This window comes from Burkholderia sp. Ed8 (assembly GCF_040761425.1).
GTDB lineage: Bacteria > Pseudomonadota > Gammaproteobacteria > Burkholderiales > Burkholderiaceae > Burkholderia > Burkholderia seminalis.
This window is the reverse complement of record NZ_CP142886.1, coordinates 3,361,033-3,387,429: the sequence shown is the minus strand read 5'-3', so window position 1 is coordinate 3,387,429 and position 26,397 is coordinate 3,361,033. Positions and strand designations below refer to the sequence as shown.

The 26,397-nt window shown below is 63.7% G+C and carries 27 protein-coding genes and 2 pseudogenes; 23 read left to right on the top strand and 6 right to left on the bottom strand.

What is annotated here, in order from left to right; translation table 11 throughout:
- The first annotated feature begins 49 nt into the window (after nucleotides 1-49).
- The 9 genes and pseudogenes from VXM69_RS29500 (at nucleotide 50) to VXM69_RS29460 (ending at nucleotide 7,310) form a co-directional block, all read left to right on the top strand.
- Nucleotides 50-352, top strand: a complete 303-nt coding sequence (locus VXM69_RS29500) for a phage tail assembly protein (RefSeq protein ID WP_367189659.1) — start codon at nucleotides 50-52, stop codon at nucleotides 350-352.
- A gap of 80 nt (nucleotides 353-432) precedes the next feature.
- Nucleotides 433-2,876: pseudogene (locus VXM69_RS29495) on the top strand (phage tail tape measure protein).
- A gap of 10 nt (nucleotides 2,877-2,886) precedes the next feature.
- The gene (locus VXM69_RS29490; protein WP_367189658.1) at nucleotides 2,887-3,765 is read left to right on the top strand and encodes a phage tail protein; all 879 of its coding nucleotides are present in this window, start codon (nucleotides 2,887-2,889) and stop codon (nucleotides 3,763-3,765) included.
- Nucleotides 3,740-3,946 (top strand): tail protein X, encoded by a 207-nt coding sequence (locus VXM69_RS29485; protein ID WP_367189656.1) that lies wholly within the window; start codon nucleotides 3,740-3,742, stop codon nucleotides 3,944-3,946. The genes VXM69_RS29490 and VXM69_RS29485 overlap by 26 nt, the downstream gene beginning before the upstream one ends.
- 9 nt (nucleotides 3,947-3,955) lie before the next feature.
- Nucleotides 3,956-5,005, top strand: coding sequence for a phage late control D family protein (locus VXM69_RS29480; RefSeq protein ID WP_367189654.1), 1,050 nt, complete (start codon nucleotides 3,956-3,958; stop codon nucleotides 5,003-5,005).
- Between the two features lie 76 nt (nucleotides 5,006-5,081).
- On the top strand, nucleotides 5,082-5,366 hold the full coding sequence (locus VXM69_RS29475) for a phage holin family protein (protein WP_034188712.1): 285 nt from the start codon (nucleotides 5,082-5,084) through the stop codon (nucleotides 5,364-5,366).
- Nucleotides 5,367-5,368: 2 nt separating this feature from the next.
- Nucleotides 5,369-5,863, top strand: a complete 495-nt coding sequence (locus VXM69_RS29470; RefSeq protein WP_367189653.1) for a glycoside hydrolase family protein — start codon at nucleotides 5,369-5,371, stop codon at nucleotides 5,861-5,863.
- Nucleotides 5,860-6,354 carry a DUF2514 family protein gene (locus tag VXM69_RS29465; protein WP_367189652.1) on the top strand — a complete coding sequence of 165 codons (495 nt, stop codon included), beginning with the start codon at nucleotides 5,860-5,862 and terminating at the stop codon, nucleotides 6,352-6,354. Before VXM69_RS29470 ends, VXM69_RS29465 begins: the two co-directional genes overlap by 4 nt.
- Before the next feature lie 167 nt (nucleotides 6,355-6,521).
- Nucleotides 6,522-7,310: a DNA adenine methylase gene (locus tag VXM69_RS29460; protein WP_367189651.1), complete on the top strand. Its 789-nt coding sequence runs from the start codon at nucleotides 6,522-6,524 to the stop codon at nucleotides 7,308-7,310.
- A 65-nt stretch (nucleotides 7,311-7,375) separates the two neighbouring features.
- Here VXM69_RS29460 and VXM69_RS29455 read toward each other — a convergent pair whose 3' ends face one another.
- Nucleotides 7,376-7,876: a hypothetical protein gene (locus VXM69_RS29455; protein ID WP_322055797.1), complete on the bottom strand. Its 501-nt coding sequence runs from the start codon at nucleotides 7,874-7,876 to the stop codon at nucleotides 7,376-7,378.
- A gap of 208 nt (nucleotides 7,877-8,084) precedes the next feature.
- On the opposite strand from VXM69_RS29455, the gene VXM69_RS29450 reads away from it, so the two are divergent.
- The gene (locus VXM69_RS29450) at nucleotides 8,085-8,789 is read left to right on the top strand and encodes an SOS response-associated peptidase family protein (RefSeq protein WP_367189650.1); all 705 of its coding nucleotides are present in this window, start codon (nucleotides 8,085-8,087) and stop codon (nucleotides 8,787-8,789) included.
- Between the two features lie 86 nt (nucleotides 8,790-8,875).
- On the top strand, nucleotides 8,876-10,513 hold the full coding sequence (locus VXM69_RS29445) for a YecA family protein (RefSeq protein ID WP_367189649.1): 1,638 nt from the start codon (nucleotides 8,876-8,878) through the stop codon (nucleotides 10,511-10,513).
- A gap of 37 nt (nucleotides 10,514-10,550) precedes the next feature.
- On the opposite strand, the gene VXM69_RS29440 is transcribed toward VXM69_RS29445, so the two are convergent.
- From VXM69_RS29440 to VXM69_RS29430, 3 genes and pseudogenes are all read right to left on the bottom strand, one after another.
- Entirely contained in the window at nucleotides 10,551-11,984 is a 1,434-nt protein-coding gene (locus tag VXM69_RS29440; protein ID WP_367189648.1) for a hypothetical protein, read from the bottom strand.
- 121 nt (nucleotides 11,985-12,105) lie between these two features.
- Nucleotides 12,106-12,920, bottom strand: a pseudogene (locus tag VXM69_RS29435) (IS5 family transposase); the annotation flags it as partial.
- Nucleotides 12,921-13,087: 167 nt separating this feature from the next.
- Nucleotides 13,088-14,314 (bottom strand): tyrosine-type recombinase/integrase, encoded by a 1,227-nt coding sequence (locus VXM69_RS29430; protein ID WP_367189647.1) that lies wholly within the window; start codon nucleotides 14,312-14,314, stop codon nucleotides 13,088-13,090.
- Nucleotides 14,315-14,492: 178 nt separating this feature from the next.
- Between VXM69_RS29430 and VXM69_RS29425 the strand changes: the two genes are divergently transcribed.
- The 4 genes from VXM69_RS29425 (at nucleotide 14,493) to VXM69_RS29410 (ending at nucleotide 16,877) form a co-directional block, all read left to right on the top strand.
- The gene (locus VXM69_RS29425; protein ID WP_027787175.1) at nucleotides 14,493-14,807 is read left to right on the top strand and encodes a Dabb family protein; all 315 of its coding nucleotides are present in this window, start codon (nucleotides 14,493-14,495) and stop codon (nucleotides 14,805-14,807) included.
- Entirely contained in the window at nucleotides 14,804-15,283 is a 480-nt protein-coding gene (locus VXM69_RS29420) for a PaaI family thioesterase (RefSeq protein ID WP_034188705.1), read from the top strand. The genes VXM69_RS29425 and VXM69_RS29420 overlap by 4 nt, the downstream gene beginning before the upstream one ends.
- 154 nt (nucleotides 15,284-15,437) lie before the next feature.
- Nucleotides 15,438-16,397 carry an alpha/beta hydrolase gene (locus VXM69_RS29415; protein ID WP_367189645.1) on the top strand — a complete coding sequence of 320 codons (960 nt, stop codon included), beginning with the start codon at nucleotides 15,438-15,440 and terminating at the stop codon, nucleotides 16,395-16,397.
- 39 nt (nucleotides 16,398-16,436) lie between these two features.
- A complete protein-coding gene (locus VXM69_RS29410) occupies nucleotides 16,437-16,877 on the top strand; it encodes a GNAT family N-acetyltransferase (RefSeq protein ID WP_034188704.1) in 441 nt (146 codons plus the stop codon).
- 16 nt (nucleotides 16,878-16,893) lie between these two features.
- On the opposite strand, the gene VXM69_RS29405 is transcribed toward VXM69_RS29410, so the two are convergent.
- Together VXM69_RS29405 and VXM69_RS29400 are read right to left on the bottom strand one after the other, a co-directional pair.
- The gene (locus VXM69_RS29405; RefSeq protein ID WP_034188703.1) at nucleotides 16,894-17,745 is read right to left on the bottom strand and encodes an NRDE family protein; all 852 of its coding nucleotides are present in this window, start codon (nucleotides 17,743-17,745) and stop codon (nucleotides 16,894-16,896) included.
- Nucleotides 17,746-17,821: 76 nt separating this feature from the next.
- A complete protein-coding gene (locus VXM69_RS29400; RefSeq protein ID WP_226252785.1) occupies nucleotides 17,822-18,856 on the bottom strand; it encodes a folate-binding protein YgfZ in 1,035 nt (344 codons plus the stop codon).
- A gap of 77 nt (nucleotides 18,857-18,933) precedes the next feature.
- Between VXM69_RS29400 and mltG the strand changes: the two genes are divergently transcribed.
- The 8 genes from mltG to VXM69_RS29360 all read left to right on the top strand — a co-directional run bounded on the left by mltG (nucleotide 18,934) and on the right by VXM69_RS29360 (nucleotide 26,237).
- Entirely contained in the window at nucleotides 18,934-19,953 is a 1,020-nt protein-coding gene (gene mltG / locus VXM69_RS29395; protein WP_034188701.1) for an endolytic transglycosylase MltG, read from the top strand.
- A complete protein-coding gene (gene tmk, locus VXM69_RS29390) occupies nucleotides 19,953-20,573 on the top strand; it encodes a dTMP kinase (protein ID WP_034188700.1) in 621 nt (206 codons plus the stop codon). Before mltG ends, tmk begins: the two co-directional genes overlap by 1 nt.
- 19 nt (nucleotides 20,574-20,592) lie before the next feature.
- On the top strand, nucleotides 20,593-21,621 hold the full coding sequence (locus VXM69_RS29385; RefSeq protein ID WP_034188699.1) for a DNA polymerase III subunit delta': 1,029 nt from the start codon (nucleotides 20,593-20,595) through the stop codon (nucleotides 21,619-21,621).
- A gap of 123 nt (nucleotides 21,622-21,744) precedes the next feature.
- A complete protein-coding gene (locus VXM69_RS29380; RefSeq protein WP_034188698.1) occupies nucleotides 21,745-22,524 on the top strand; it encodes a TatD family hydrolase in 780 nt (259 codons plus the stop codon).
- Between the two features lie 45 nt (nucleotides 22,525-22,569).
- Entirely contained in the window at nucleotides 22,570-23,280 is a 711-nt protein-coding gene (locus VXM69_RS29375; RefSeq protein ID WP_034188697.1) for an ankyrin repeat domain-containing protein, read from the top strand.
- 118 nt (nucleotides 23,281-23,398) lie between these two features.
- Nucleotides 23,399-23,755: a Rap1a/Tai family immunity protein gene (locus tag VXM69_RS29370; RefSeq protein WP_006485939.1), complete on the top strand. Its 357-nt coding sequence runs from the start codon at nucleotides 23,399-23,401 to the stop codon at nucleotides 23,753-23,755.
- 89 nt (nucleotides 23,756-23,844) lie between these two features.
- A complete protein-coding gene (locus tag VXM69_RS29365) occupies nucleotides 23,845-25,017 on the top strand; it encodes a mechanosensitive ion channel domain-containing protein (protein ID WP_034188696.1) in 1,173 nt (390 codons plus the stop codon).
- A gap of 44 nt (nucleotides 25,018-25,061) precedes the next feature.
- Nucleotides 25,062-26,237 (top strand): AAA family ATPase, encoded by a 1,176-nt coding sequence (locus VXM69_RS29360; RefSeq protein ID WP_367189644.1) that lies wholly within the window; start codon nucleotides 25,062-25,064, stop codon nucleotides 26,235-26,237.
- Nucleotides 26,238-26,397 lie beyond the last annotated feature (160 nt).

Here is a 26,397-nt window from a genome sequence, read left to right as displayed (position 1 = left end):
CAATCAATGGCGAGCCGACGGCTCGCCATTTTTCATTTCGGGAATCGCAATGGAAAAGGTCACTGTCCAGCTCACCTATCCGATCAAACTCAATGGCGTCGAATGCGACAAATTCACGATGCGCCGGCCGAAGGTGCGCGACATGCGCAGTGCGCAGAAGCTCGCGCCGAATGATGCCGAGCAACAGGAGCTGATCCTGTTCGCCAATCTCGCCGACGTCTCGCCCGACGACCTCGAAGACATGGACATGGCCGATTACGAGCGCGTGCAGGACGCCTACTACTCCTTTCGATCCGTACGCGAAGCTGGACCGAAGGACGCTCAAGGCACTGGCGAAACGGCTGGTGCGTGAATGCGGCATGTCGGCGACATCGATCGACGAGATGACGGTCGACGACATGCTCTGGTGGTTGACGGATTGAGGGGGCCGGGATGGCGAAAGACTTAGCACTTGGCATCGTGATCGGCGGGGCCGTCTCCGCAACGTTCGGGAAAGCAATCTCCGACACGTCGTCGAAGATCGACGCGATGAAGAAGCGGGCGAACGACTCGCGGCTCTGGCAGCGCCAGATCGGCGAGACGATGCGCCTGCAGGACGAGTTCCGGCGGCTGCATTTGGCGGGCGACAGCGCGGCGGATGGCATTCGTCGCAAGCTCGACAGCAATCTGAAGTCGCTGCGAGACGCTGGCATCGAGGTCGGTCGGCTCGATCGCGCATATGCGCAGCTCGGGCGCACCGCTCGCGGAATGGATCTGAAGGTGGCCGGCCGCGAGCGATTGGCGGCCGGGCAAGAGGCCGGTCGTGGCGTGATCGGTGACGCGGTGAAGCTGACGGCGGCGGTCGCGGTGCCGGCGACGATTGCCGCGAACTATCAGGCGATCATTCGCGACATCGCGCTCAAGGCTGGCATCGCGCGCACGCAGGAAGAGGCCGCGATGGGAACGCGGATCAGGCGCGACGCCGGGGCGAACGGCATCGGCCGCAACGAGCTGGCTGACGCCGTGAACCAGATGGTTGCGGGCGGCATGGATCTCGATCGTGCGCTCAACTTCGCGCCGCTGGTTGCGAAGTTCTCGATCGGCCAGGGCGCGACGACGGTCGAGACCGCGAAGATGATCCAAGCGTTGCAGCAGAACGCGGAGATCGTCGACCCGCAGCAGATGTCGAAGGCGCTCGAAGCGATCGCGTACCTCGGCAAGGAAGGGTCGTTCGAGTCCGTCGACATGGCGCGATGGTTCCCGGTGCTGCTCGCCGAAATGAAGAAGATCGGCATCACGGGGCAGGACTCGGTGACGCAGCTCGGGGCGATGCTCCAGGTGCAGATGAAGACGGCCGGCAGCTCGGACGAGGCGGCGAACAACCTGAGAAACTGGTTTTCGAAGATCGGTTCGGGCGAGACCGAACGCAACTATGCGAAGGCCGGCGTCGACTATCAGGCGAAGATGCGCGAGGCGATCAGCAAGGGCTGGTCGACGATGGAGGCGTCATTCGTGCTCGCCCGCGCATACATCGAGCGCGTCGATCCGGCCAAGGCGAAGCAACTCGCCGCTGCGGCGAAGCAGTTCAATTCGGAAATGGACCCGGCCAAGCGTCAGGCGCAGATGGCCGCGTTCGCCGAGACGATGAAGACCGGCGACCTGTTCAACGACATGCAGGTCAAGGCGGCGCTTACCGCGTATATGCAGAACGCCGAGCTGTATTCGAACCTGAAGCGCAACGCGCAGCAGGCAAGCGGTGAGATCCAGAAGGATCTGGAGGCCCGTCGCGAGACGTCCAAGCAGATCTGGAATGAGGTCGGGCAGCGATGGGACGACGCGATGCGCAGCATTGGCGATGCGTTGAGGCCGATCACGGATCGCGTCGGCGAGGTCGCGAAGGGGGCCGGCAGCGGCATCCAGTCCGCAGCAGACAGTGCGCCGAAGGCGACCGCTGCTGTCGTCGGCATCGCTGGCACGGTGCTCGCGGTGCGCGGAGCAAAGGCACTTTGGAGCATCGGACGCGGCATGTTCGATATCGCGCGCGGCACGCTGCTGGCGCGGGGTGGTCGGGGGGCTGCGGGGCGTGCCGGTGGTGGTGCGGGTGGCGCTGTCGGTCGCGCGTTGGACGCGCTTGGCGGCGCTGGCGGTGCCGCTGGTGGCGTGCAGCGCGTGTTCGTCGTGAACATGCCCGGCGGTGGCATCGGCGGTGGCGGGTTGGGCGATCTGATGGGCGGGGGCGAGCTGGCAGAGCTGCACGCCGCGCGGCGACGATGGGCGGGCGACTCGGGAGAATTGGTCGCATCTTCAACGCGGGCCGTGCGTTGTTCGGTCGAGTCGCACCGTACGCTGGGAAGCTTGCCGTAGCCGGCACGGTGTTGAAGTTCGGTCTCGCGGCTCGCGAAGCGTACGCCGTGGCATCCAGTACCGACACGAACACGCAGAAAGCGAACCGATTCGCGGGCATCGCGGGGAGTCTTGCCGGTGGCGTGATGGGCGCAAAGCTCGGCGCGATGGTCGGTGCGATCGGCGGACCGATCGGCTCGGCAGTGCTCGGCGTTATTGGTGGTGCTGTCGGCACGTTCGCGGGCGATAAGCTGTTCAGCGCGATCTCACGCAAGGTGCTGGATCGTAAGTCGGACGAGACGCCAGCGAACGCTGCGGCGGTCGCCAAGGCGGCGAAGGCTGCCGAAAGTCCGGCGGCAGACGCTCGCTTCGGGCCGCGTATCGATCAAACGAACACGTTCGCGCCGGTCTTCAACGTGAAGATCGAAGCGAGCGATACCGACATGGCGAACAAGTTCCTCGCGCAGGTCAGTCCGCAACTGACGCGGATGATGGAGGAGCATCAACGGAAGGCGAACAGTCGGACGGCGATGTTCGACGCGCCACATATGTAAGGGAGGCGCTATGGACGTGATTCGACAGATCACGGGGGCGGCAACGCAGGCAGGGATCGCGACGGAGCGCGTGCGGCAGATGGTCCGCATATTTGATCGAAACCGTGCGGCGAGCATGGCGACGGTCGACGTGCTGCAGCGGCTCGCGACCGGCAATCTAAGCAGCGCGGCCGAGCTGCTGACCGGCGCGACGAGCGCCCTGTCGGTGGCGTCCGATCTGTTTCCGCAGGTCGGCGCGGTCATGCGCAGCTTCAACGCGACGCAGGCGTCGATCGGCTCGATTCTGAAGGCCGTCGACGGATCGAATTTCCCCCTTGTGCGGGCTGCCGCTGACAGCGTCAAGTCTGCATTGGGTGGGGCATGGAATCAGTTCAACGCTGCGGTCGGCCTGAAGGACTCGGCGGTGATGGATGTCATCAAGTCGACAGGCGTCGGCTCGATGCTGTCGGGTCTGTTCGACGGTGCGTCGTCGAGCACGCCGCACTTGATGTCGATGACGACGGATGCCGGCGACGCATTCCACTTCAATCTGTCGACGGCCGCTCACGACAAGCTGCGACGTGCGACGCGGTATCGCGTCGCGCCTCAGGAGCGCCTGAATCGTCAGGAGGCGCTGCAGCCTGTCAGCGAAGGGGGCGAGACGATCACGCTGTCGGGCGTCGTGTTCCCGTCGCTCGGGGCAGGTACGAAGCAGATCACCCGGCTGCGGGCGATTGGCGGCCGGATGAAACCCGTGCTGCTCACGACGGGGGACGGCGAAGTGCTCGGCCGCTGGCTGTTGCAGGCGATCGAGGAGGAGCAGGACGCGCTGCTCGCGGACGGTATGCCGCGCAAGCAAACATTCTCGGTGGAGTTCGGCCGCTATGGCGAAGACTTTAAGAACGTCTGACGGTGACGTGCTCGACACGCTCTGCTATCGGTACTACGGGACGTTGCAGGGCACCGTCGAGGCCGTCTACGACGCGAATCCGGGGCTGGCGAATCAACGGCAGCCGTTCCCGTCTGGTGTCGAGATCGTGATGCCGGATCTCGACGAACCGCGAGCCGAGTCGGTCCAGCTCTGGACATAGTGAGGTGCAATGGAAGCGATTTTTCAGATCGTCGCGAACGGGGCCGACGTGACCAAGGTTATTCAGGACCGCGTGCTCGAAATCCGGTCGATGGACAAACCCGGTCTAGACGCAGACGAGTGCACGATCACGCTCGACGATCGCGACGGCCGCATCGAGTTTCCGCCGAAGGGCGCGACGTTGAAGGTGTCGATCGGATGGGAGGGGCAGGGGCTGTCGATGCTCGGCGAGTATGCCGTCGACGAGGTCGGATTGCGCGGGCCGCCGGCCAGTATCGTGATCCGTGGCAAGCCCGCGAACATGCGTGCGACGTCGAAAACGCAGCGATACGGGAGCTGGTCGAACGCGAAGCTGGCCGACATCGTCGGCGACGTCGCGCGCCGTAACAAGTGGTCGGCCGCGTGTGACGTCGACGTTGTCGTGCCACGCATCGACCAGTTCGGCGAGAGCGATCTGCACTTCATCACGCGCGTGGCTCGGCAGTACGGTGCGACGGCAACGGTCAAGGCCGGCAAGCTGATCGTCCTGCCGCGCGGGGGAGGCAAGAGCGCGAGCGGCAAGCCGTTGCCGATCGTCACACTCACGCCGGCCGACCTGCTCGACTACGACATCAACTTCCCGGATCGCGCGAGCTTCGCGGCCGTTCGCACGAAGGTGCATGACCGCAAGTCCGGGAAGAAGATCGATCTGACGATCCCGAATCCAGATGCGCCGCCAGGTGCGTCCGCGGTTCATACCGAACGCCATGCGTTCGCCAGTCCAGAAGCGGCGAAGGCCGGCGCAACGTCGCGTATGGCGACGCTCAACCGGCACACGTCGACGAGCAGGCTGACAATGCGCGGCCGCGCAGATCTGTCGGCGGAAAAGACGATCGCGCTGAAAGGGTTCAAGACCGGTGTAGACGGTGAATTCCTGATCGAGTCGGTTGAACACAACTTCGCGTCGCGTGGGTGGATCACGGTCGTAACTTTGAACGGAGGGAATAAGGGGAAAGCGAAGGTCGGGCACAAGAAGAAGTCGGGCAAGAAAATCACTCTGGTGGTGCCGGCGCCGCGATAGCGCGTCACGCACCGTAGTTGCAGGCCGCTCACGGGCAACCGGAGCGGCCTTTCTTTTTATCGGGCAAGGGGAACCGATGCAAGACCACGAAAAAACGATTCTGGAGCTGATCGTCATGGGCGGATTGATCGGCATCGCGAAGGTGTTGGTTGGTAGCGAGCCGTTGTCGTTTCGGCTGGTTGTCGGCCGGGCCGTATTGGGATCGGCGACGTCGATGGTGGCCGGGCTCGCGCTGCTGCAGATCCCGGATCTGCCGCCGATTGCGCTGCTCGGTCTGGGGAGTGCGCTCGGCATTGTGGGGTCGCAGTACCTCGAAGTGCTGCTGCGCCGGAATGCAAAGCGTGTGTTTGGGGGGAAGTGACGATGGCGCGAATCAGTGTTGCCGCTGCGGGCGGAAAGAACCGGGTGGCGTTTCTCGACACGATCGCGGTGAGCGAGATCGGGGCGGCGTTGCTGGCGAAGTCGGACGACGGTTACAACGTCCTGGTCGGTGCGACGGCATCGCGCCCGCTGCTGTTTGCGAGCTATGCCGCACATCCGAATGTGCTCAATCGGCAGATCCGCGTGCCGTCGACAGCGGCGGGCCGCTACCAGATCCTCACGCGCTGGTGGCGGATCTATCAGGCGCAGATGAAGCTTCCCGACTTCGGGCCGGTGTCGCAGGATCGGTACGCGCTGCAGCAGCTGCGCGAACATGGCGCATTGCCGTTAATCGACGCTGGACGGTTTCGTGAAGCCATCGCCAAGGTGTCGAACGTATGGGCCAGTTTGCCGGGGGCCGGCTACGGTCAACATGAGAACGACATCGAGCATTTGCTGGCCGCGTATCGCGCGGCCGGCGGGGAGGTGATCGCATGACGTGGATCGATCCGCGTATCTGGCTGCTCGTCGTCGCCGGCGTCATTGCCGGCGCTGCCTGTGGCTACTTCGAGGGACATCGCGATGCCGATCAATCCGCGAAAGTCGCGGATCAGGCGCGGCAGATCGATGACCTGACGAACGAACGGAACGAATTTCGCCGCCGGTTGGCGGCACAACAGGAGATCGCAACCGATGCTGCGAAAGAACGTGATCAGGCGGCCGCTGATGCTGCTGTTGCCGGTGCTGCTGCTGACGGGCTGCGCAGGCAAGTCGCCGCACTCGTCGCCGACATCCGGCGTGCCGGCGCTGCGGCCGGAAGCCCGGCAACCGGCGACGCCCTCGATCTGCTCGCCGACGTGTTCGGCCGGGCTGACGAGCGCGCGGGAGAGCTGGCAAAGATCGCTGACGAGCGGGGCATCGCCGGCCAGCAGTGCGAGCGTAGTTACGACGCGTTGATCGGCGACACACAAGCCAATCTGCCGCAGTAACGCGGCAATCGAAGCCACGCAGCTTCGAGAGAAACAGGGCGACCGGGGGAATGTTCGCGCATTGACCCGGTCGCCTTTTCACTGCTTGTGCCAGTGAATCAGCCAAGGCCCTGCTTACCTACGTAGGCGGGCCGGATTCTACACCAAGTTTAAAAACGGCTTTCACAATGGCAAATCCCATCATTCCTTGGATTGGCGGCAAGCGCCGTCTTGCAGACCATCTCATCCCGCGTTTCCCGGCGCACGATTGCTATGTCGAAGTGTTCGCCGGTGGGGCTGCGCTTTACTTTCTGCGGCCGCCGGCCAAGGTCGAAGTCATCAACGACGTGAACGGCGAACTGATCAATCTGTATCGCGTCGTGCAGCATCACTTGGAAGAGTTCGTGCGCCAGTTCAAGTGGGCGTTGACGAGCCGGCAGGTGTTCGAGTGGATGAAGCAGACGATCCCGGAAACCCTCACCGATATCCAGCGTGCTGCGAGGTTCTACTACCTGCAGAAAAGTTGCTTTGGCGGGAAGCTGGAGGGGCAAACTTTCGGGACGCGAACCGAACATCCGCCGGGCCTGAACCTGCTGCGGCTTGAAGAAGAATTGTCGGCGGCTCACTTGCGGCTAGCGAACGCGTATATCGAGCGGCTGGATTGGGCTGCGTGCATTGATCGATACGACCGACCGCATACGCTGTTCTACTTGGACCCACCGTATTACGAGACGCAAGGATATGGCGTAGCGTTTCCGTTCGCCGAGTACGAGAAGATGGCGCAACGCCTGCGGTCGATCAAAGGGCGCGCGATCGTGAGCCTCAATGACCATCCCGACATCCGGCGCGTGTTCGAGGGCTTTCACATCGAGACCGTGCCGATTCAATATACGGTCGGCGGTGGGAGGGGCGTCGAGCGAAACGAGCTGATCATTTTCAGTTGGGATGACGCGGCTCAACCAGTGGGGTTGTTCTAAATGAGCATGCCGGTGCGACTTATTGCACCGGCATCGCATTCACACATTGGTAAAGGTTGGCACTTTCAATCGAAGCGAGCGCTGTCGATCATGCGGCGGAGCTGATCAAGTGCGAACACGTCAGGGGAGCCGCTCTTCTTCAGTTCCAGTTCGGCGGCGCAGACCAATCTTTCCATCAGGCGTAACGATCGGCGGACATGTACGACTTCCAGAACGAAGCGCTGTTCGAGCGTCAGTGCACGATGTTTTTTGAAGTTGGCCGCGCTCCACGCGTCGCGCAACTCCTCCCATGTCAGGCGTCGAAATTCAGGCAGCTTTGTTGCCTTGTCGGACCCGGGATCTGGCTCGCTGGGGGCGTCGTAAAGCTTGCATTTCATCGCTTCGCGAGCACGCCACTCGTCGGAGAATGGGGCGACGGGTGCGCGAGGATTTCCCATTCGACCTGCGCGCTTGACCTCCCTGTCGATCTTGTGCGACAGGCGCCGTAGTGGGGCCGCGTACTTCAATTCGTCGGCTTGGTCGAGGTACGCGATCATGCGCGTGGCATCGCCGGTGAGACTGCTCATCTCACTTATCGTGACTCGCAGGTGTAGCACTTCGAGGATCAGCCGGTGGACGTCGTCGTACGTGCACTCGCGCCACCATCGAGACATCGCGTCGAACTGTGGCGGATCGAATGGGGGCAGAATCATGACGCGCACGAAATACTGTATGGATATACAGTTTAACGCGGGGTAAGATGGTGCCGTCAAGTCTCAAAAATGGGGGCGGACAGTGTGCACGAATTACGTGGCACCGGGCGAAGATCCAGGCCTGAGCGAACTGAAGATTGACAGTTTTCGTGAACTGTACCGGTGGACGCCGTGGAAGCCAGAGATCTACCAAGACTACGACGCCCCGATCGTCGGGTATGTCGACGGCCAGTTCAAGCCGCTGATCGCGGGCTTCGGCTTCGTGCCGCGCACGGTCCAGAAGGAGCGGATTGAGGCGGCAAAGGCGGCCGGCAAGAAGCCGGACATCATACGTACGCTGATGAACGTGCGTGATGACAACGTGGGGAAGTCGCGGCTATTCGCTCCAACATGGCGAGCAGGGAGCCGGTGCCTCATACCGGCCAAGTATGTCGTCGAGCCATCGTATCCGGATGCCTATCAAGGCGACGATGGCAAATGGGTGCTCGGGCCATGCGTGTGGCAGCGCATTGGCTTAATCGATCGCCCGACGATGTGCGTCGCCGGCATTTGGCAAACGCTGCGTCGCCGGGACGGCACGGTAGTTAATGCGATGGCGATGCTTACCGTCAACGCTGACGGCCACCCCCTGATGTCGCACATGCACAAGCCGGCCGACGAAAAACGATCGGTCGTGATCTTGCGACCGGACGACTGGGAGGAGTGGCTCACGACGCCAAATGTCGAGGCAGCGCGCGCGATGTTGCAACTCTATCCGGCTGTAGACATGCTTGCAGAGCCAAAATAACGTGCACCACCACTCAAGTGCTGTCATACGCAGAAAGCCCACGATAAGCGGGCTGCACTCAACCGGTATGTTGGAGGCGGGGCAACATGACCAGTAGCGGCAGGAAGGTCGGCAGAAACGAGCGCTGTCCATGTGGCAGCGGCAAAAAATACAAGCGTTGCCATGGCCAAGCGCAGCCGGCGACGAGCGCCTCCACGATTGATCAGGTGATGCAGCGAGGGCGCCTGATGCTCGATCGTATCAAGGCTCAAGAAAAGCAACGCGAGCAGCAGCAGGGCTTTGGTCGGCCGTTCATTTCAATTGAACACAACGGCAAAAGGTTTGTCGCAGTGGGTAGAAAGCTGATGTACTCCGATAAATGGAAAACCGTCCACGACTTTCTCGGCCACTACCTGCCCGGTGTGTTGGGAGCAGAGTGGGGCAACGCCGAGTTGGCGAAGCCGCTTGACGAGCGCCACCCAATTGCACGGTGGTATCACTACGTTTGCCTATTGCAGCAAGCGACCATCAAAGAAGTCGGAAAAGTTCATAGTGCGCCAATGACTGGTGCGACGGAGGCTTGGTTTCAACTTGCATACGATCTCTATTCTCTTGAGCACAATGCGGAGCTGCAGAAAAAGCTCATTAACAGAATCAAGCACCCGGAGATGTTTCAAGGGGCCAGATACGAGACGTTTGTGGCGGCCACAATGATTCGCGCTGGATTTGACATTGAATTTGAGGACGAGGACGATAGGGAATCCTCTCATGTGGAATTTACCGCGACCTGTCGAAAATCAGGGGGAAAGTACTCTGTCGAGGCCAAGAGACGCAATGTCGAGGCTGGGGCCGGCTCGTTTAGGTTGGGTAGACTTCTGCAACGTGCATTGCGGAAGACAGCGAAGCATCCGCGGATTGTATTTATCGGTATCGACTTCATAGACGCTCAAGAGGAAACGAATCAGGGCGACATGCCAAAGTTACTTGCGAAAGCCCTTTCTGATCTGCGTGGATTCGAGGGGCGCAGTTGCAACGGCCAACCACTTCCCCCAGCTTATATATTCGTGACCAATCGACCGCATGATCTTGACCTTGAAGGCACCAATATCCAGTCCGCTCTACTGGCCGAGGGTTTCCAAATCCCTGATTTCAAGATGGACACAATGTACCCGGGACTAAGAGCAGCCCATCAAGGCCGCAAGGCTCACGCCGATATGCATCAACTGCTCGACTCGGTTCGGGAACACTCCGCAATCCCGGTCACTTTTGACGGAAGTGCTCCAGAACTCGCGTTCGCTGACCATCCGCCGGCTCGCCTCGCAATAGGGGATACCTACTTAATCCCTGACTCGATGGGCGTCGCGAGACCCGGAAAGCTTACGTCGGCGACGGTTGACGAAGCACAATCAATCGTATTTGGGGCCTTCCAGTTCGATACTGGAGAATCGGTCATATGTACAGCCCCTCTGTCGCCAGAGGAACTAGCTGCTTATCGACGACATCCTGATACATTTTTCGGAGTCGAGATTAAAGTTTCGCGCGGTGGCATCAAGACGCCTCTTGAGTTGTTCTATTTTTTTTTAGAAGGGTTCATAGACCTTCCGAAGGAGCGCCTCCTGGAAGTCTTGGCCCAGCATCCAGATATCAACAAGCTCAAGGATTTTTCGAGAGAGGATCTTGTTGAAATCTACGCTGAGGGATGTGCGAATGCGGTGTTGCAGCAGCAAGAGGCGAAGCCGGCGTAGCAAACGGTTATTTTTTGATATTTTGAATTTGAATTGGTCAATCTTCGACGGGTATAGGCGAAGCCAGCGTCGAGACTGGATGCCCGGCGGTATAGTAGTTGCAGTATTGATGGGATGCGCCGGAGATTGCAAGTAGAATTCTATTTAACAGGATCATTAGAGCCTTGTTGTCTCGAATAACCTCGATGAATTTATCTTCGTGGATCTTGCTTCCATGGGCTGCTCGATTTCGCTTATTCCATGCGGAAAACTCCACCACCCCTCCCTCGATTCCCAATGCGGCGAGGAAACGTGCCATTACAATACTTTGTGGCGCCGAATTTAAAGACTGGACCTTTCTAATAATCAATTCCTTTATTTCCGTGTCGTTGTCTAAGTCGGCGATGAGATTTTTGATTTGACTTGAGAGTATTCTCCATGTATCGGTATCAAGGATTGTTGTGCTAAATTTCGTATTATGCTGCTCCGCGTATTTTCGTTGGAGCGATTCAATTGCTGCACCGTAGTGGACGGCTGCAATATGTGCTGGCGCCGCCGCTGCATGCCAGTATGCCCAAAAGACATTTTGCAGATCGAATGCATCGTAGATTCCCCACAGTGCCGTCATCATGCGCTCAAGTATGCTCTTGTCAATTTCATTGTAAGAGCGATTGCTGAGCAATGTGGGCGGTGAGGTAATTAACTTGAATGCTGATCCATGCATTGTATGCGCACTTCTGGATTTGAAATGTACGGGTTGCCAAAGTGCGTCAAAATTCGTAAAGCCGAGATCGACAAGGAATTGACCAAGGCAAAACGACAAAATATCCTTAATTTTTGCCTGATCTTCATCGCTTGGATTTCCTTTGTATAGGATAAATCCGGGTGAGCGAACTTTGTCGATCGATAAATTTTGTGCCCTAACCACAAAAAAATCTAATTCCGCCAGAGAAAGATGCACGCAGCAACGGCTAAATCCTCTGGAGTCGGAAGAATCGTCTAATTTTATTTCCAGATTATCTCCTTGATATTTAAACGCTTTCTTGGTGGTGGCTTCTTTGGCAACAGAATGTGGCCATATGAAGTGATCTGGCATATTTTCGAGCCACTGAATAGTGTGCGCGACTTTCTGCTCGCTCGCAGCCGTCCATTCCACTATATGGACTTGCGACCGTTCCGTTTTAATTGCATCGGACGGGTCTGTTCCATGTGAATGAGTAAGACTGAACGGCACTACTCCGCGAGCGACAGCTGTGTCGCCTGAAAGCCCGGTGAAGTGGACTTCCTCTGTGGACCTTCGGACTGTTCCAGTCAATACCGGTTGAGCACTGCTGCGGCTACCAATTGGCGAGGTGCTTTCCAAGATCAGGTTCAGATCCTCGTCGCGCGTCGTTGTGAATTGCCTGATTGGTCCATAAAGCGGCCCGCAGTCAACGACCGTGCACGTGGACAAAAAATCGATCAGGCACTCCCATTCCCAGACATTCATCATTCGTTTCCGTCAAGAGGTGCTTCTGCACGTATCCTGGAAAATTACCGTATCCGACGAGTGATCGGCGAACCCTATTGATTGGCCGATGCGATAACAGCGATCTTCTAAGAGGCCAGTTCAAAAACCCCTGCTCAGCTCGTCGGAAGATGTTCCAACAGATGAGCGAGCAGCCAAGTTTCAGGAATGCTTCGTGAATGTAGGCACGTCGCTCAAAGCGAGTGCGTAGGCGACGGAAATTGTGGAGCCAGGAATGCGTACGTTCGACCACCCAACGATACTTGCCCAGACCACTGCCATGCTCGGTCCGGCGCTTGGCGATCACCGGCTTGATACCGCGTTCGCGCAACGCGCGACGATGTCGGGTGCAATCGTAGCCGCGATCGGCGTAGACGACGCCGGGCTTCTGAAGCGGTCGGCCACGAACGCCGCGGATGGGTGGGATCGCATCAACGAGCGGCAGCAACTGCGTGACGTCGTTGGTGTTCGCGCCAGTCAGGATCGCAACGAGAGGAACGCCGTTGGCGTCTACGAGGATGTGGTGCTTGGAACCGGGTCGCGCGCGATCCGTGGGGTTCGGGCCAGTTTTTCGCCCGCCCCAACGGCGCGCACGGACGACGAATCGACCGCAGCGTATGACAGATCGATTTGGCCGGTCGCACGCAACTTGTCGAGCAGCAACTCGTGCAGTTGGTCCCATACACCAGCCTTTTGCCAGCCGCTCAATCGCCGCCAGCAAGTGGCGCCCGAGCCAAAGCCCAGACGAGTCGGCAAGTGGTTCCAACGAATTCCCGTTTTGAACACGAACAGGATACCGTTGAGCGCCGCACGATCGGACACGCGCGGACGACCAGGATCGCTCTTCGCGCGAAGCTTCGCAGGTGGCAGCAATGGTTCGATCAGTATCCACAGTTCGTCGTCAATGATTGGCGCTTCCATCCTTGGACTTCCCTTGTTCTGATGCCCAAGGTTAACAGCTTGCCGAGGAAGTAAACAACCCCTCTCCGGAGTTTTTGAACTGGCCTCTAAAGAAAGAGCTTAAGTGGCGGCGTAAGTTGATGTGGCCTGCCGAGCCAGATAAGGCTAAGGAACCTTTCGATCATCGGTCATTGATTGTGGGCGCTTGCGATATCCCAGTCTTTGAGCGCCTCTTCCTCGACGTCGTCGAGCCAGTCCGCCCACGCTTGCATCATCTCCCGCCGCTCCGGCAAATACTTGGCATGGTTGTACGTGGAGCGAGTCCTGTCCTTGTCCTTATGCGACAACTGCATTTCAACGACTTCGTCCTTCCATCCCATTTCATGGAGGTTGGTCGACGCTGTCGCCCGAAAATCATGGCCAGTTATCGGTTCAGGGTTATCCGGAACCATGTAGTCGATCGCCCGATTGATGGTTGCGCGACTCATGTGTGGGCGCTTTCGATTGCTGTGCAGAATCGGCAGGATATACCCGCGATTCCCGTACATTTCCTGCAGCTCGCGCAGCAATTTCACCGCTTGCGTGGGAAGGGGAACGATGTGGAGGCGTCGTGATTTGATTTTTTCCGGGGGAACCTTCCATTCGGGGGTTCCCAGGTCGATTTCTTCCCACCGCGCCCGGCAAAGCTCAATCGTTCGCGGAAACAGCATCATCAGCAATCGAATCGCAATCGCGGTTCGTCTGCTCTTGTAGACGGGAAGCTGGCGAAAGAGCCTCTTCAGCTCTTCACGGCTCAACGCCCGAGCATTCTCTGTCGGTGGTTTCAGGACCGAGCCACGCAGTACCGACGCGGGATCTGTATCGGCTCGCAGCGTGATCACCGCATACTGGAACACGTTGGACACGTACTGGCGCAGTTTGATTGCAACGGAAGGGGAGCCACGCTCTTCGACCCGGCGCATCAAAGCAAGCACATCATGCGCGGTAACAGAGCGCATGGGTCGGTTCCCGATGTACGGGTATGCATCGGCTTCGAGCATGCGAAGAATCTCGCCATAGTGCCGCTCGGTCCAAGTCTTCCGCTTCTTTTCAAGCCACTCGTCGCTGACTGCGCGAAAAGTTGCTTTGCCTTCGTTGATACGTGCCGACAGCACTTCCTGTCGAGCATGTGACGGGTGCAGTCCTTTCTTGACGAATTCGCGCGCATCGTCACGCGCAGCGCGTGCAGCTTGAAGATTAACCGATGGATACTCGCCGATCGCGAAGAGATTCTCCCTCCCGGCAATTCGGTACTTGTATCGCCAGAGCTTGGAGCCGGACGGCTTCACAAGCAGATACAGTCCATTGCTGTCGGTAAGTTTGATAGGCTTGTTGCCTGCCTTCGCTTGTCGGATCTTGACGTCGGTAAGTGCCATAGTGAAAAAAGGGGGTACCGCCTCGGAATGATCGAAATGATACCCCCTTTTATACCCCCTTTTTCTCGGCTGGGCACGATTTCCGGCGAACGAGAGCGAACGGTGGAAGGGCGTGAAACACCCAACTGTCAACGGTTTCCGGCAAATTGGCGAACCATTACGAACTGGAGCGAATTAAATGATTAGGCATATTGTCATGTGGAAGTTGAAGGAATCGGCCGAAGGCGCGACGCGCGCACAGAACGCGCTGAAGCTGAAGGAAAAGCTCGAAGGCTGCCGTGACCTCGTACCAGGCACCTTGCAGATCGACGTCGGCGTGGCGACGCCGGGCCTCGACGCGACCGCGGACATCGTGCTCGTATCCGATTTCGCGGACAAGGCCGCGCTCGACGCGTACCAGGTGCACCCGGTCCACCAGGAAGTGAAGAAATTCGTCGTCGCGGTCGCCGAATCGCGCGAGTGCGTCGACTACATCGTCGACAGCGCACGATGAGCGACGCGGCAACCCCGACGGACGGCCCGTCGATCGAAAGCCCGTTCGTCGACCTGCTCGGCGTGCAGCTCGTGTCCGCGAAGGATGGGGCGAGCGAGATCGTGCTGCCGCTCGAGGAGCGGCACATGAACACGTGGAGCATCGCGCACGGCGGCGTGACGATGACGCTTTCCGACATCGCGCTCGCGATGGCGGCGCGCAGCCTGACCGACGACGGCGTCGGCGTCGTCACGGTCGAGATGAAGGTGAACTTCATGCAGCCGGGGCGCGGCGAGTTGCGCGCCTATGGGCGTGTGATGCACCGCTCGACGACGATGGCCTACTGCGAAGGCGAAGTGCGCGACAGCGACGGCAATTTCGTCGCGAAGGCGCTCGGCACGTTCAAGTACATGCGGCGGCTCGCGGTCGGTCGCGACATCAAGCGGCAGCGTTCGCGCACCGCGCCGGACGCCCAGCCCGGCCCGAGCGACGCGTAGGCGCCCGGGCGCACGGCCCGGTCTGCTGGTCGGACAGGGCCGTTGCGTTTGGCGGCACGGAAAGCCGGCACATCGCGCGTCACGCCTGCCTGATTCGGGCGTGGCATCATGCACGCTTGTCCGTTCACGGCGCCGCGCAGGCGCTGTTTTCCCGATGCCGCTGAATCCGAAGATCGCCCAGGTGCTCGACATGATCGAGCGCGCGAAACGCCCGTCCTATCACCACCAGACGCCGCAGCAGGCGCGCGCCGCGTACGAGAAGAGCGCGCCGATCCTTGATGTCGCGCCGGCGCCGATGCATGCGGTGGAGGCGTGCGTCGTGCCGACGCGCGACGGCCGCACGATCGGTGCGCGGCTGTACCTGCCGGTCGCGCCGAGCCTCGCGGAGCCGTTGCCCGCGCTCGTCTACTACCACGGCGGCGGCTTCACGGTCGGCAGCGTCGACACGCACGATGCGTTGTGCCGGATGTTCGCGCGCGATGCGCAGTGCGCGGTGCTGTCGGTCGATTACCGGCTCGCGCCCGAGCACCGGTTTCCGACCGCGGTGAACGACGCCGACGACGCGTTGCGGTGGCTCCATCGCGAAGCCGCCACGTTCGGCATCGACGCCGCACGGCTGGCGGTCGGCGGCGACAGCGCGGGCGGCACGCTTGCCACCGTCTGCGCGGTGCTCGCGCGCGATGCGGGCATCCGCCTGGCACTGCAGATGCTGATCTATCCGGGCGTGACGGGTTACCAGGACACCGCATCGCACGTACGGCTCGCGAACGGCTACCTGCTGACGCAGGACACGATCCAGTGGTTCTTCACGCAATACGTGCGTGATCCGGCGGATCGCGACGACTGGCGCTTCGCGCCGCTCGACGGCACGCGCGGCGCGCCGTCGTTCGCGGGCGTCGCGCCGGCGTGGATCGCGACGGCCGAATACGATCCGCTGAGCGACGAGGGGGCCGCGTACGCGGACAAGCTGCGCGCGGCCGGCAATGCGGTCACGCTGGTCTGCTATCCGGGGATGATTCACGAATTCTTCAAGATGGGCGGTTACGTGCCCGAGGTGCGGGCCGCGCATGGCGATGCGGTCGTGGCGCTGAAGGCCGCATTCGACGACATTTGACGGCGGGCGCCCGAAGGCGCGCGTCGCAGGGAGGCTGCGATGACGGACGGCGTGGTGGAAACGGGCGACTGGGCGGTATTGGGCGGCGACGCCGCGCGGATTCGCGACGCGGTGTTCGTGCGCGAGCAGCAGATTCCGCCGGAATGGGAACTCGACGACGACGATCCGCTGTCGCTGCATGCGGTCGCGTACCGGATCGACGCGGTAACCGGCACGCGCCGTGCGGTCGCCACGGGACGGTTGTTGCCGTCGGGTACGATCGGCCGCGTTGCGGTGCTGGCCGACATGCGCGGGCAGGGCGTCGGGTCGGCCGTGCTGAACGCGCTGCTGGAGGCCGCACGGCGGCGCGGCGAAGCCGCCGTGCGGCTGTATGCGCAGGATTCGGCGGTGGCGTTCTATGTGCGGCACGGCTTCGCGGCGGTCGGCGAACCGTTCGTCGAGGCCGGCGTGCCGCATGTCGAGATGACGCGCGCGCCGTAGCGCGAAAGGCGCGCGTTCAGCGCGGCCGTGCCGACGCCACGTCGATGTCGAACGTCAACGCGCGCTCGAACGAACCCGGCCGCACGGTACGGTGCGAACCGTCGTCGTCGCAGCGCTCCTTGATCTCCACCGTCAGCCGCACGCCTTCCTTCATTGTGACGCGCAGCGCGGTCGTGCCGCGCGTGCCGTATTCGGGCGTCTCGATGAATGCGGCCGACAGCGCACGCTCGCGCTCGATCGGGATGCCGGTGTGCGGCAGCGCGTCGTCGTCCGCGACGTGCGGATCGCGCATCAGCGCGATCAGCTCGTCGAGCGGCGGGGTCGGATCGTCGGTGAGCAGCGTGCCGAGTTCCGCGCGCTTGCGCACGACTTTCGGCCAGGGCGTATCGAGCCGCGCATTCGACAGCGCATGCACGCCGGGCGTGACCGCGACCGGCGCGGCGACCCGGCTTTCGCCTTCGGGCGCACGGTTGCAGAACCACGCGAGTTCGCGCCGCCGCCAGTCGCCGACGAGCAGGTTGAAGCCGTTGTAGACGGCCGCATGCTCGGCAAGCTGCCCGAGATACTCGAGCGGCGCGACGGGCGGGCCGCCGAGGAAATCGGACACGAGCTTGCCGCGGGTCGGTGCGCCCGCGCGGATGTCGAACGGCGCGCGGTAGTTCGTCAGCGCGGCGAACCGGCCGTCGCGCGAGACGCCGAGCCACGTGCCGCCCGCTTCGAGATCGCGGCCGGCAAGGACGCCCGGCACATCTTCCCACCACGAGAGCGGCGCGCTGGTCCGGCGAAAGAACTCGTCGCGGTTGGCGGCGAGGGTAAAGACGGGACCGGCGGCGGCATCAGGCTGCCAGTCGAAGGCAATCAGACACATCGGGTGAATCTCTCGCAGGAAACATCGGGCGCCGGCTGCGACTCGCGAGCCGGCGCCCGAATGGGTTGTCAGTGCGTCACGCTTCCGTCGGCCATGCGTACGGCAGCGCGTCGAACGCGAGCGCCGGGCCGTCGGCCGAACCGACGTGCACCGTGCCGTTGTCGAGCGCGGCGAGCTTGATCTCGACGAGCGCGTCGACGCCGCCGGCGGGCGCGGCCGCCGCGTTGACGATCATCCCGCACGGCTGGCCGGGATCGTCGCTGTGGAACAGCTCGACGCCGGCATGCACGGTATCGATGTCGCCGGCGACGTGCGCGAGCGCGGTGCGGCGCTTGATCGTGCCGCGGTACTGGCTGCGCGCGACGACTTCCTGGCCCGGGTAGCACCCTTTCCTGAAGTTAACGGCACCGATCACGTCGAAGTTGACCATCTGCGGCACGAACTGTTCGACGGCCGGCTGCGTGATGCGCGGCTCGCCCGCGCGAATGTCGAGCCAGTCCCACACGGCCGGCGACACGACCGGCAGCGTGCCGGCGAGCGCCGCGAGGCGCGCGTCGACCTCGGCGCGCGGGCCGATCCACAGATAGCGCTTGCGGCCGGCCGCGTCGGGCACGCGGATCAGCGCGCCGGCCGGGCCGTCGACCTTCACGTGCACGCCGTCCGGCAGCGCGTCGAAGATGCCCGACAGCGCGTCGCGCACGTCGCCCGCGAAGCCGGCCACCGCGAGCGTGTCACTTGCATCGGTGAGCTTCGCCTTCGCACGCAGCACGAACATCGACAGCCGCTTCTGCACGGCCGGCTGCACATCCTTCGACACGAGCAGGCGCACGTCGTGGCCGGCGCGCCAGGCGAGGAACGACCCCAGTAGGCGCCCCTTCGGCGAGCAATAGCCGGACAGCCGCGCGCTCGCGGCATCGAGGTGCTCGATGTCGTTGGTCAGCTGGCTGTGCAGGAACGTCGCGGCGTCGTCGCCGGCCACGTCGATCACGCCGAACTGCGGCAGCGGCATGCAGGCGCCCGGCGCTTCGAAATCGGCGGCGGACGGGCGGGGGAAAACGGGGAGCGAGGCAGATGCGGCCTGGGCAGCCGGTGAAGCGAACGGTGTGCTCATGGAATGAGGGAACAGTCAACCCTGACTTTGACGAAGGCGAGCAAGTATTATATGGGTCTTACCTGAGTCACGTTTCCATGTCCCTACTGAAGAAATGCGCCGCGACGATCGTGGCGCTGGCCGTCGTTGTGGCCGCTGCCGGCGCGGGCGGCGGGTATTACTGGGCGACCCGGCCGCTGCTGCTGGGCTCGGCATCGCTCGACGTCACGATCAAGCCGCGCAGCACCGTGAAGAGCGTCGCGCTGCAGCTCAAGCGCGGCGGCGTGCCGGTCGAACCGTTCGGGTTCGTCGCGATGACGCGCGTGCTCGGGCTGTCGAGCCGGCTCAAGTCCGGCAACTACGAATTCAAGACCGGCATCACGCCTTACGAGGTGCTGCAGAAGATTGCGCGCGGCGACGTGAACGAGTACGTCGCGACGGTCATCGAAGGCTGGACCTTCAAGCGGATGCGCGCGGAACTCGATGCGAACCCCGACCTGTCGCACTCGACGGCCGGCATGAGCGACGCCGAGCTGCTGCGTGCGATCGGCGCATCGGACAGCGCCGTGCAGCGCGGCAGCGGCGAGGGGCTGTTCTTCCCCGATACCTACCTGTTCGACAAGGGCACGAGCGACCTGAACATCTACCGGCGCGCGTATCACCTGATGCAGACGCGTCTCGACGAGGCGTGGGCCGCCCGCGTGCCGGGGCTGCCGTACAAGTCGCCTTACGAAGCGCTGACGATCGCATCGATCGTCGAGAAGGAAACGGGCCACGCGGCCGACCGCGCGTTCGTCGCGGCCGTGTTCGCGAACCGGCTGCGCATCGGCATGCCGCTGCAGACCGATCCGTCGGTGATCTACGGGCTCGGCGACGCGTACGACGGCCGCCTGCGCAAGCGCGACCTGCAGGCCGACACTCCTTACAATACCTACACGAGACGCGGCCTGCCGCCGACGCCGATCGCGTTGCCGGGTGTCGCCGCGCTGCAGGCGGCGATCAATCCGGCACCGACGAGCGCGCTCTATTTCGTCGCGAAGGGCGACGGCACGAGCGTGTTCTCGGACACGCTGGGCGATCACAACAAGGCCGTGGACAAGTACATACGAGGTCAATAATGGCGAGCGGTAAATTCATCACGTTCGAAGGCATCGACGGGGCGGGGAAGACCACCCACCTGCAATGGTTCTGCGAACGGCTCCAGGGCAAGCTGGCCGCGGCCGGCCGGCAGGTCGTCGTCACCCGCGAGCCGGGCGGCACGCAGCTCGGCGAGAAACTGCGCGAGATCCTGCTGAACCAGCCGATGGACCTCGAGACGGAAGCGCTGCTGATGTTCGCCGCGCGCCGCGAGCATCTCGCGCTCGTGATCGAGCCGGCGCTCGCGCGCGGCGACTGGGTCGTGTCCGACCGTTTCACCGACGCGACGTTCGCGTACCAGGGCGGCGGCCGCGGGCTGCCGCGCGACAAGCTCGAAACGCTCGAGCGCTGGGTGCAGGGCGGTTTCCAGCCCGACCTCACGGTGCTGTTCGACGTCGCGCCGCACGTCGCGAGCGAGCGCCGTGGCGCCGCGCGCATGCCCGACAAGTTCGAAAGCGAATCGGACGCGTTCTTCTCGCGTACGCGCGGCGAATATCTGCGGCGCGCGGAAGAGGCGCCGCACCGTTTCGCGATCGTCGACGCGACGCAGTCGATTCCCGAGATCCGCCAGCAGCTCGAACGCGTGCTCGCCGCGCTGTAACCCGCAAGGAACGCACCACATGATCTATCCGTGGCAGACCGACGACTGGAACCGCCTGCAGCAACTGCGCGCGCAATGGCCGCATGCGCTGCTGCTGCACGGCCAGGCCGGGATCGGCAAGCTGCAGTTCGCGCAGCATCTCGCGCAGGGCTTCCTGTGCGAATCGCCGCGGCCGAACGGCGAGCCGTGCGGCACCTGCGCGGCCTGCACGTGGTTCTCGCAGGGCAACCATCCGGACTACCGGATCGTGCTGCCCGAGGCGCTGGCCGGCGAAGCGCCGGGCGCCGCGGACGACGCGAAGCCGGCCGACGCGGACGAAGGCGGCAAGAAGACGCGTGCGCCGAGCAAGGAAATCAAGATCGAGCAGGTGCGCGCGCTGCTCGACTTCTGCGGGGTCGGCTCGCACCGCGGCGGCGCGCGCGTCGTCGTGCTGTATCCGGCCGAGGCGCTCAACGTCGCCGCGTCGAACGCGCTGCTGAAGACGCTGGAGGAGCCGCCGTCCGGCGTCGTGTTCCTGCTGGTGTCGGCGCGTATCGACCGCCTGCTGCCGACCATCATCAGCCGCTGCCGGCAGTGGCCGATGACGGTGCCGGCGCCCGACGCGGCCGAGACATGGCTTGCGGCGCAGGGCGTCGACCACGCCCGCGCGCTGCTCGCGGAAGCCGGCGGCGCGCCGCTCGCCGCGCTGGCGCTCGCGAGCGACGAGAACCGCCCGCTGCGCGACTACACGCTCGGGCAGCTCGCGGCCGGGGCCGGATGCGATCCGTTCGCGTGCGGCGAGACGCTGCAGAAGCTGCCGGTGCCGCTGGTGCTCGGCTGGCTGCAGCGTTGGTTGTACGATCTGCTCGCGCAGCGGATGGCGGGCGCGCCGCGCTACTTCCCGATGCACGCGGCGGCGCTCGCGCGTTGCGCGGAGGCGGTCGACGCGAACGCGTTCGCGCGTTTCATGAAAGCCGTGACGCGGCAGCGGACGGTCGAGAACCATCCGCTCAATGCACGGCTCGTATTCGAGGAATTGTTTCTCGGATATCGGGAAATGTTCGCGTGATCCGGCATTGCTTCCCGTGGGTTGTGAAATGGTGAACGGATCGAACGGACCACTCGGCGACGCGGCCTGTCGCCGCATGCCGGCGAGCGCGTGAGCGCGCGTCTTACGTATTCAGGAAACACGATGTTCGTCGACTCTCACTGCCACATCAATTTCAAGGGCCTGGCCGACCGCCTGCCGGCCGTTCTCGAGAACATGCGCGAGCATGACGTCACGCACGCGCTGTGCGTGTCCGTCGATTTCGAGACGCTGCCCGACGTGCTTGCGATCGCCGACGCGCACGACAACGTCTACGCGTCGGTCGGCGTGCATCCCGATCACGAGGACGCGCGCGAGCCGACGCTCGCGGAGCTCGTCGAGCTGGCCGCGCACCCGAAGGTCGTCGCGATCGGCGAAACGGGCCTCGACTACTACCGCCTCGAAGGCCGCTCGATCGCCGACATGGAATGGCAGCGCGAACGCTTTCGCACGCACATCCGCGCGGCGACCGCGACGATGAAGCCGCTGATCATCCATACGCGCGCGTCGTCGGAAGACACGCTGCGGATCATGGCCGAGGAGCGGGCCGACGTGCCCGGCGGCGTGATGCACTGCTTCACCGAGCCGTGGTCCGTCGCCGAGCAGGCGCTCGCGCAGAACTTCCATATCTCGTTGTCGGGCATCGTCACGTTCAAGAACGCGACCGACGTGCAGGACGTCGCGCGGCGCGTGCCGCTCGACCGGCTGCTGATCGAGACCGACTCGCCGTACCTCGCGCCGGTGCCGTATCGCGGCAAGCCGAATGAACCTGCGTACGTCAGCCATGTCGGACGCTTTATCGCATCCGAACGCGGGATGGCCGTCGAGGCGCTCGCCGATGCGACGACGCAGAACTTTTTCCGGCTGTTCAAGATCGCCCGCTAACGACGTGCGCGCAGCCGACACAACCCAGGGAAGGAGCCCACAACAATGACGAAGCCGACCAATCATCTGCCCAAACGCGCCCTCGTTGCCGCCGCGCTGGTCGCGAGCGGCCTGTTCGCCGCCGCCGGCGCGCATGCCGAGTCGCTCGACGCGATCGTCAAGGCCGTCAAGTTCGACGACATCGCCGACATCGGCAAGCAGCTCAAGAGCGGCAAGCTCGACCCGAACACGCTCGCGCCGAACGGCGATCCGATCCTGGTGATCGCCGCGCGCGAGAAGTCGGACAAGGTCGCGGCCGCGATCGCGACGACGCCGAACGTCGACCTCGAGAAGGAAGACAAGGCCGGCGAGAACGCGCTGATGCTCGCGTCGCTGAACGGCGACCTGGGCCTCGCGAAGCTGCTGATCGACAAGGGCGCGGAAGTCAGCAAGAAGGGCTGGGCGCCGTTGCACTACGCGGCGACCAACGGCCAGGACGCGGTCGTGAAGCTGTTGCTCGACCACGATGCCTACATCGACACGGCGTCGCCGAATGGCACGACCCCGCTGATGATGGCCGCGCGCGGCAACCATGCGTCGACGGTCACGCTGCTGCTCGACCAGGGTGCCGATCCGCAGGTCAAGAACCAGCTCGGCATCACCGCGCTCGAGTTCGCGAAGCACTACAACGCGCCGGACGCGATCGAGATCCTGAGCAAGCGGACGACGCGCATTGGTGCGGCGACGCCGGCAGATGCGCAAAAGAGTGCAAAATGACGGTTTTCGGTGCGGGACGGTGTGCCCGGCCGGCCGGATTCCGGCCGGAGCAGGGTGCCCGGCGCCGCGCCGGCCAAGGCAGCAGGCGGCCTCGGGCCGCATTGATATAAGGAACACCATGTTGCGCGCAATGTTTTGTGCCGCGGCGTTTGCCGTGCCGTTGTCGGCGGCGGCTTTCACGGGCGCGGATCTCGACCGGCTGTGCGCGAAGACGGACGTGAAGTCGCGGGCGTCGTGCGCGGCCTATATCGAAGGCGCCGCCGACGGCGTCTACAACACGATCGACGCGATCGGCGGCACCACGGGGCCGCGCGTCGGCCAGTATTTCTGCCTGCCGCCCGACATCCGGGCGCAGCAGATGACCGACGCGGTGCGCAAGTACATCGCGGAAAATCCGAAGCTGGCCGACTACAACGCGAGCACCGCCGTGTCGCTCGGTCTCGGCAAGGCGTTTCCGTGCAGGAGCGGCAACTGACCTGACGCCGTGTCCGGGCCCATGCGCTGTCCGGACGTCGCCGACGCATCCCAGGACGAGGCTGCACGCCTCATCACCCAAGGGCGCCGATGATTTCAATCGAGGAACTGCAGCGCATCGCCGATGCGCCGCTGCATGCGTGGCTCGGCACGCTGGCCGTGTCGGTCATCGTCATGCTGGTCGTCGCGGTCGTGCACCGCCTCGGCGCACGCATCGTCAAGCGCGTCGCGCAGCCGTATCCGCTGATGAGCGCGATCCTGCGCTACATCGACAAGCCGTCGCTCGTCGTGCTCACGCTGCTGGCGCTCGAGTTCGTGTGGGTCCAGGCGGACGACGGCATGTCGTTCGTGCGCGGCATGCGCACCGCGGCCGCGGTCGGCTCGATCGTGTCGCTCACGTGGCTGCTGGTGCGGCTCGCGGCCGGCGTCGGCGACGCGATCATCCGGGCCCATCCGATCGATACGGCCGACAACCTGCAGGCGCGGCGCATCCATACGCAGGCCAAGGTGCTCGTGCGGACCGTGATGGTGCTGATCGTGATCATCGGCACCGGCGCCGCGCTGATGACGTTCCCGAACGTGCGTCAGGTGGGCGCGAGCCTGCTGGCGTCGGCCGGCGTCGCGGGGCTGGTCGCCGGTATCGCCGCGCGGCCGGTGCTCGGCAACCTGATCGCCGGGCTGCAGATCGCGCTCACGCAGCCGATCCGGCTCGACGACGTGGTCGTGATCCAGGGCGAGTGGGGGCGCATCGAGGAAATCACCGGCTCGTTCGTGTCGGTGCGGCTGTGGGATCAGCGGCGCCTCGTCGTGCCGCTGCAATGGATCATCGAGAACCCGTTCACGAACTGGACGCGCAGCAGTTCGGAAATCATCGGCACGGTCTACCTGTCGGTCGACTACCGGACACCGCTCGCGCCGCTGCGCGAGGAACTCGCGCGGCTCGTCCATGCGGCGCCCGAGTGGGACGGCCGCGTGCAGGTGCTGCAGGTCACCGACGCGACCGAGCGCACGATGCAGTTGCGCGCGCTCGTCAGCGCGGCCGATGCGTCGTCGTGCTGGGATCTGCGCTGCCGCGTGCGCGAAGGGTTGATCGCATACCTGCAGGACCGCTACCCGCAATGCCTGCCGCGCAGCCGGATGGAGCTGTATCCGCACGAATCCGCGCCGGACGCGCCGAATCCCGAACGGCCGCACGCGCGGCAGCCTGCCGCCAGCACGGCGGCCAATACCGCGGCCGATCCGCAGGCCGTCGACGGCCGCTGAGCGCGGCCTGGCGCCTGTCCGCCACGGAGGATTCCCCTCTTCCCATGACCGCACTGAAGACGCTTGCCATCGCCAATTACCGCTCGCTGCGCGAGCTGATCGTGCCGCTCGCGGCGCTCAACGTCGTGACGGGGCCGAACGGCAGCGGCAAGTCGAGCGTGTACCGCGCGCTGCGGCTGCTCGCCGACACCGCGCAGGGCCGCGTGATCCCGTCGCTCGCCCGCGAGGGCGGGTTGCCGTCGACGCTGTGGGCCGGCCCCGAGCGCTTCTCGCGCGCGATGCTGGACGGCGATGCGCCGGTGACGGGCACGGTGCGCAAGGGGCCCGTGAGCCTGAAGCTCGGCTTCGCGTGCGCCGACTTCGGTTATTCGATCGATCTCGGCCTGCCGGTCGCGAGCCATTCGCAGTTCGCGCTCGATCCGGTGGTCAAGCGCGAATGCATCTGGGGCGGCGCGCTGCCGCGTCCGTCGACGCTGCTGGTCGACCGGCAGGGCGCGCAGATCCGCGCGCGCACCGCGGCGGGCGACTGGTGGACGATTCCGCAGCCGGTCGCGAGCTTCGACAGCATGATGACCGAATTCGCCGATCCGACCGGCGCGCCCGAGATGATCGCGGTACGCGAGCGGATCCGGTCGTGGCGCTTCTACGACCATTTCCGGACCGATGCGCAGGCGCCGGCGCGCCAGTCGCACATCGGCACCCACACGCCGGTGCTCGCGGACGACGGCGCCGATCTGGCCGCCGCGCTGCAGACGATCCGCGAAATCGGCGACGCGGCCGCGCTCGACGCGGCGATCGACGACGCGTTTCCCGGTGCGTCGGTCGAGATCGACAATCCGGGCGGCCGCGGCCGGTTCGACGTGCTGATGCGCCAGCCGGGGCTGCTGCGGCCGCTGGCGGCGGCCGAGCTGTCCGACGGCACGCTGCGCTACTTGCTGCTCGCGGCCGCGCTGCTGACGCCGCGCCCGCCGGCGCTGATGGTGCTGAACGAACCGGAGACGAGCCTGCATCCCGATCTGCTGCCCGCGCTTGGCCGCCTGATCGCGCAGGCCGCGCGGCGCTCGCAGGTGCTCGTCGTGTCGCACGCGGCGCGGCTGATCGCGACGCTCGAGCGCGAGGCCGGCTGCGAATCGCTGGTGCTCGACAAGCAGCTCGGCGCGACCGCGCTCGTCGATGCCGACACACGCGACCTGCCGGCCTGGAAGTGGCCGTTGCGTTGACGGGGCCGGATCGATTCGGCCGTGCGCGGTGGAGGCGGCTGCCCCGCGAACGGAATGTATCCTGTCTGTAACAACGCCCATAAAATGCAAGACGGGCGGCTCCCGGCAGCGGGATCGCGAATAATGTCGGGATAGGCGGCTGGCGCCTTGCCGGCCAGCA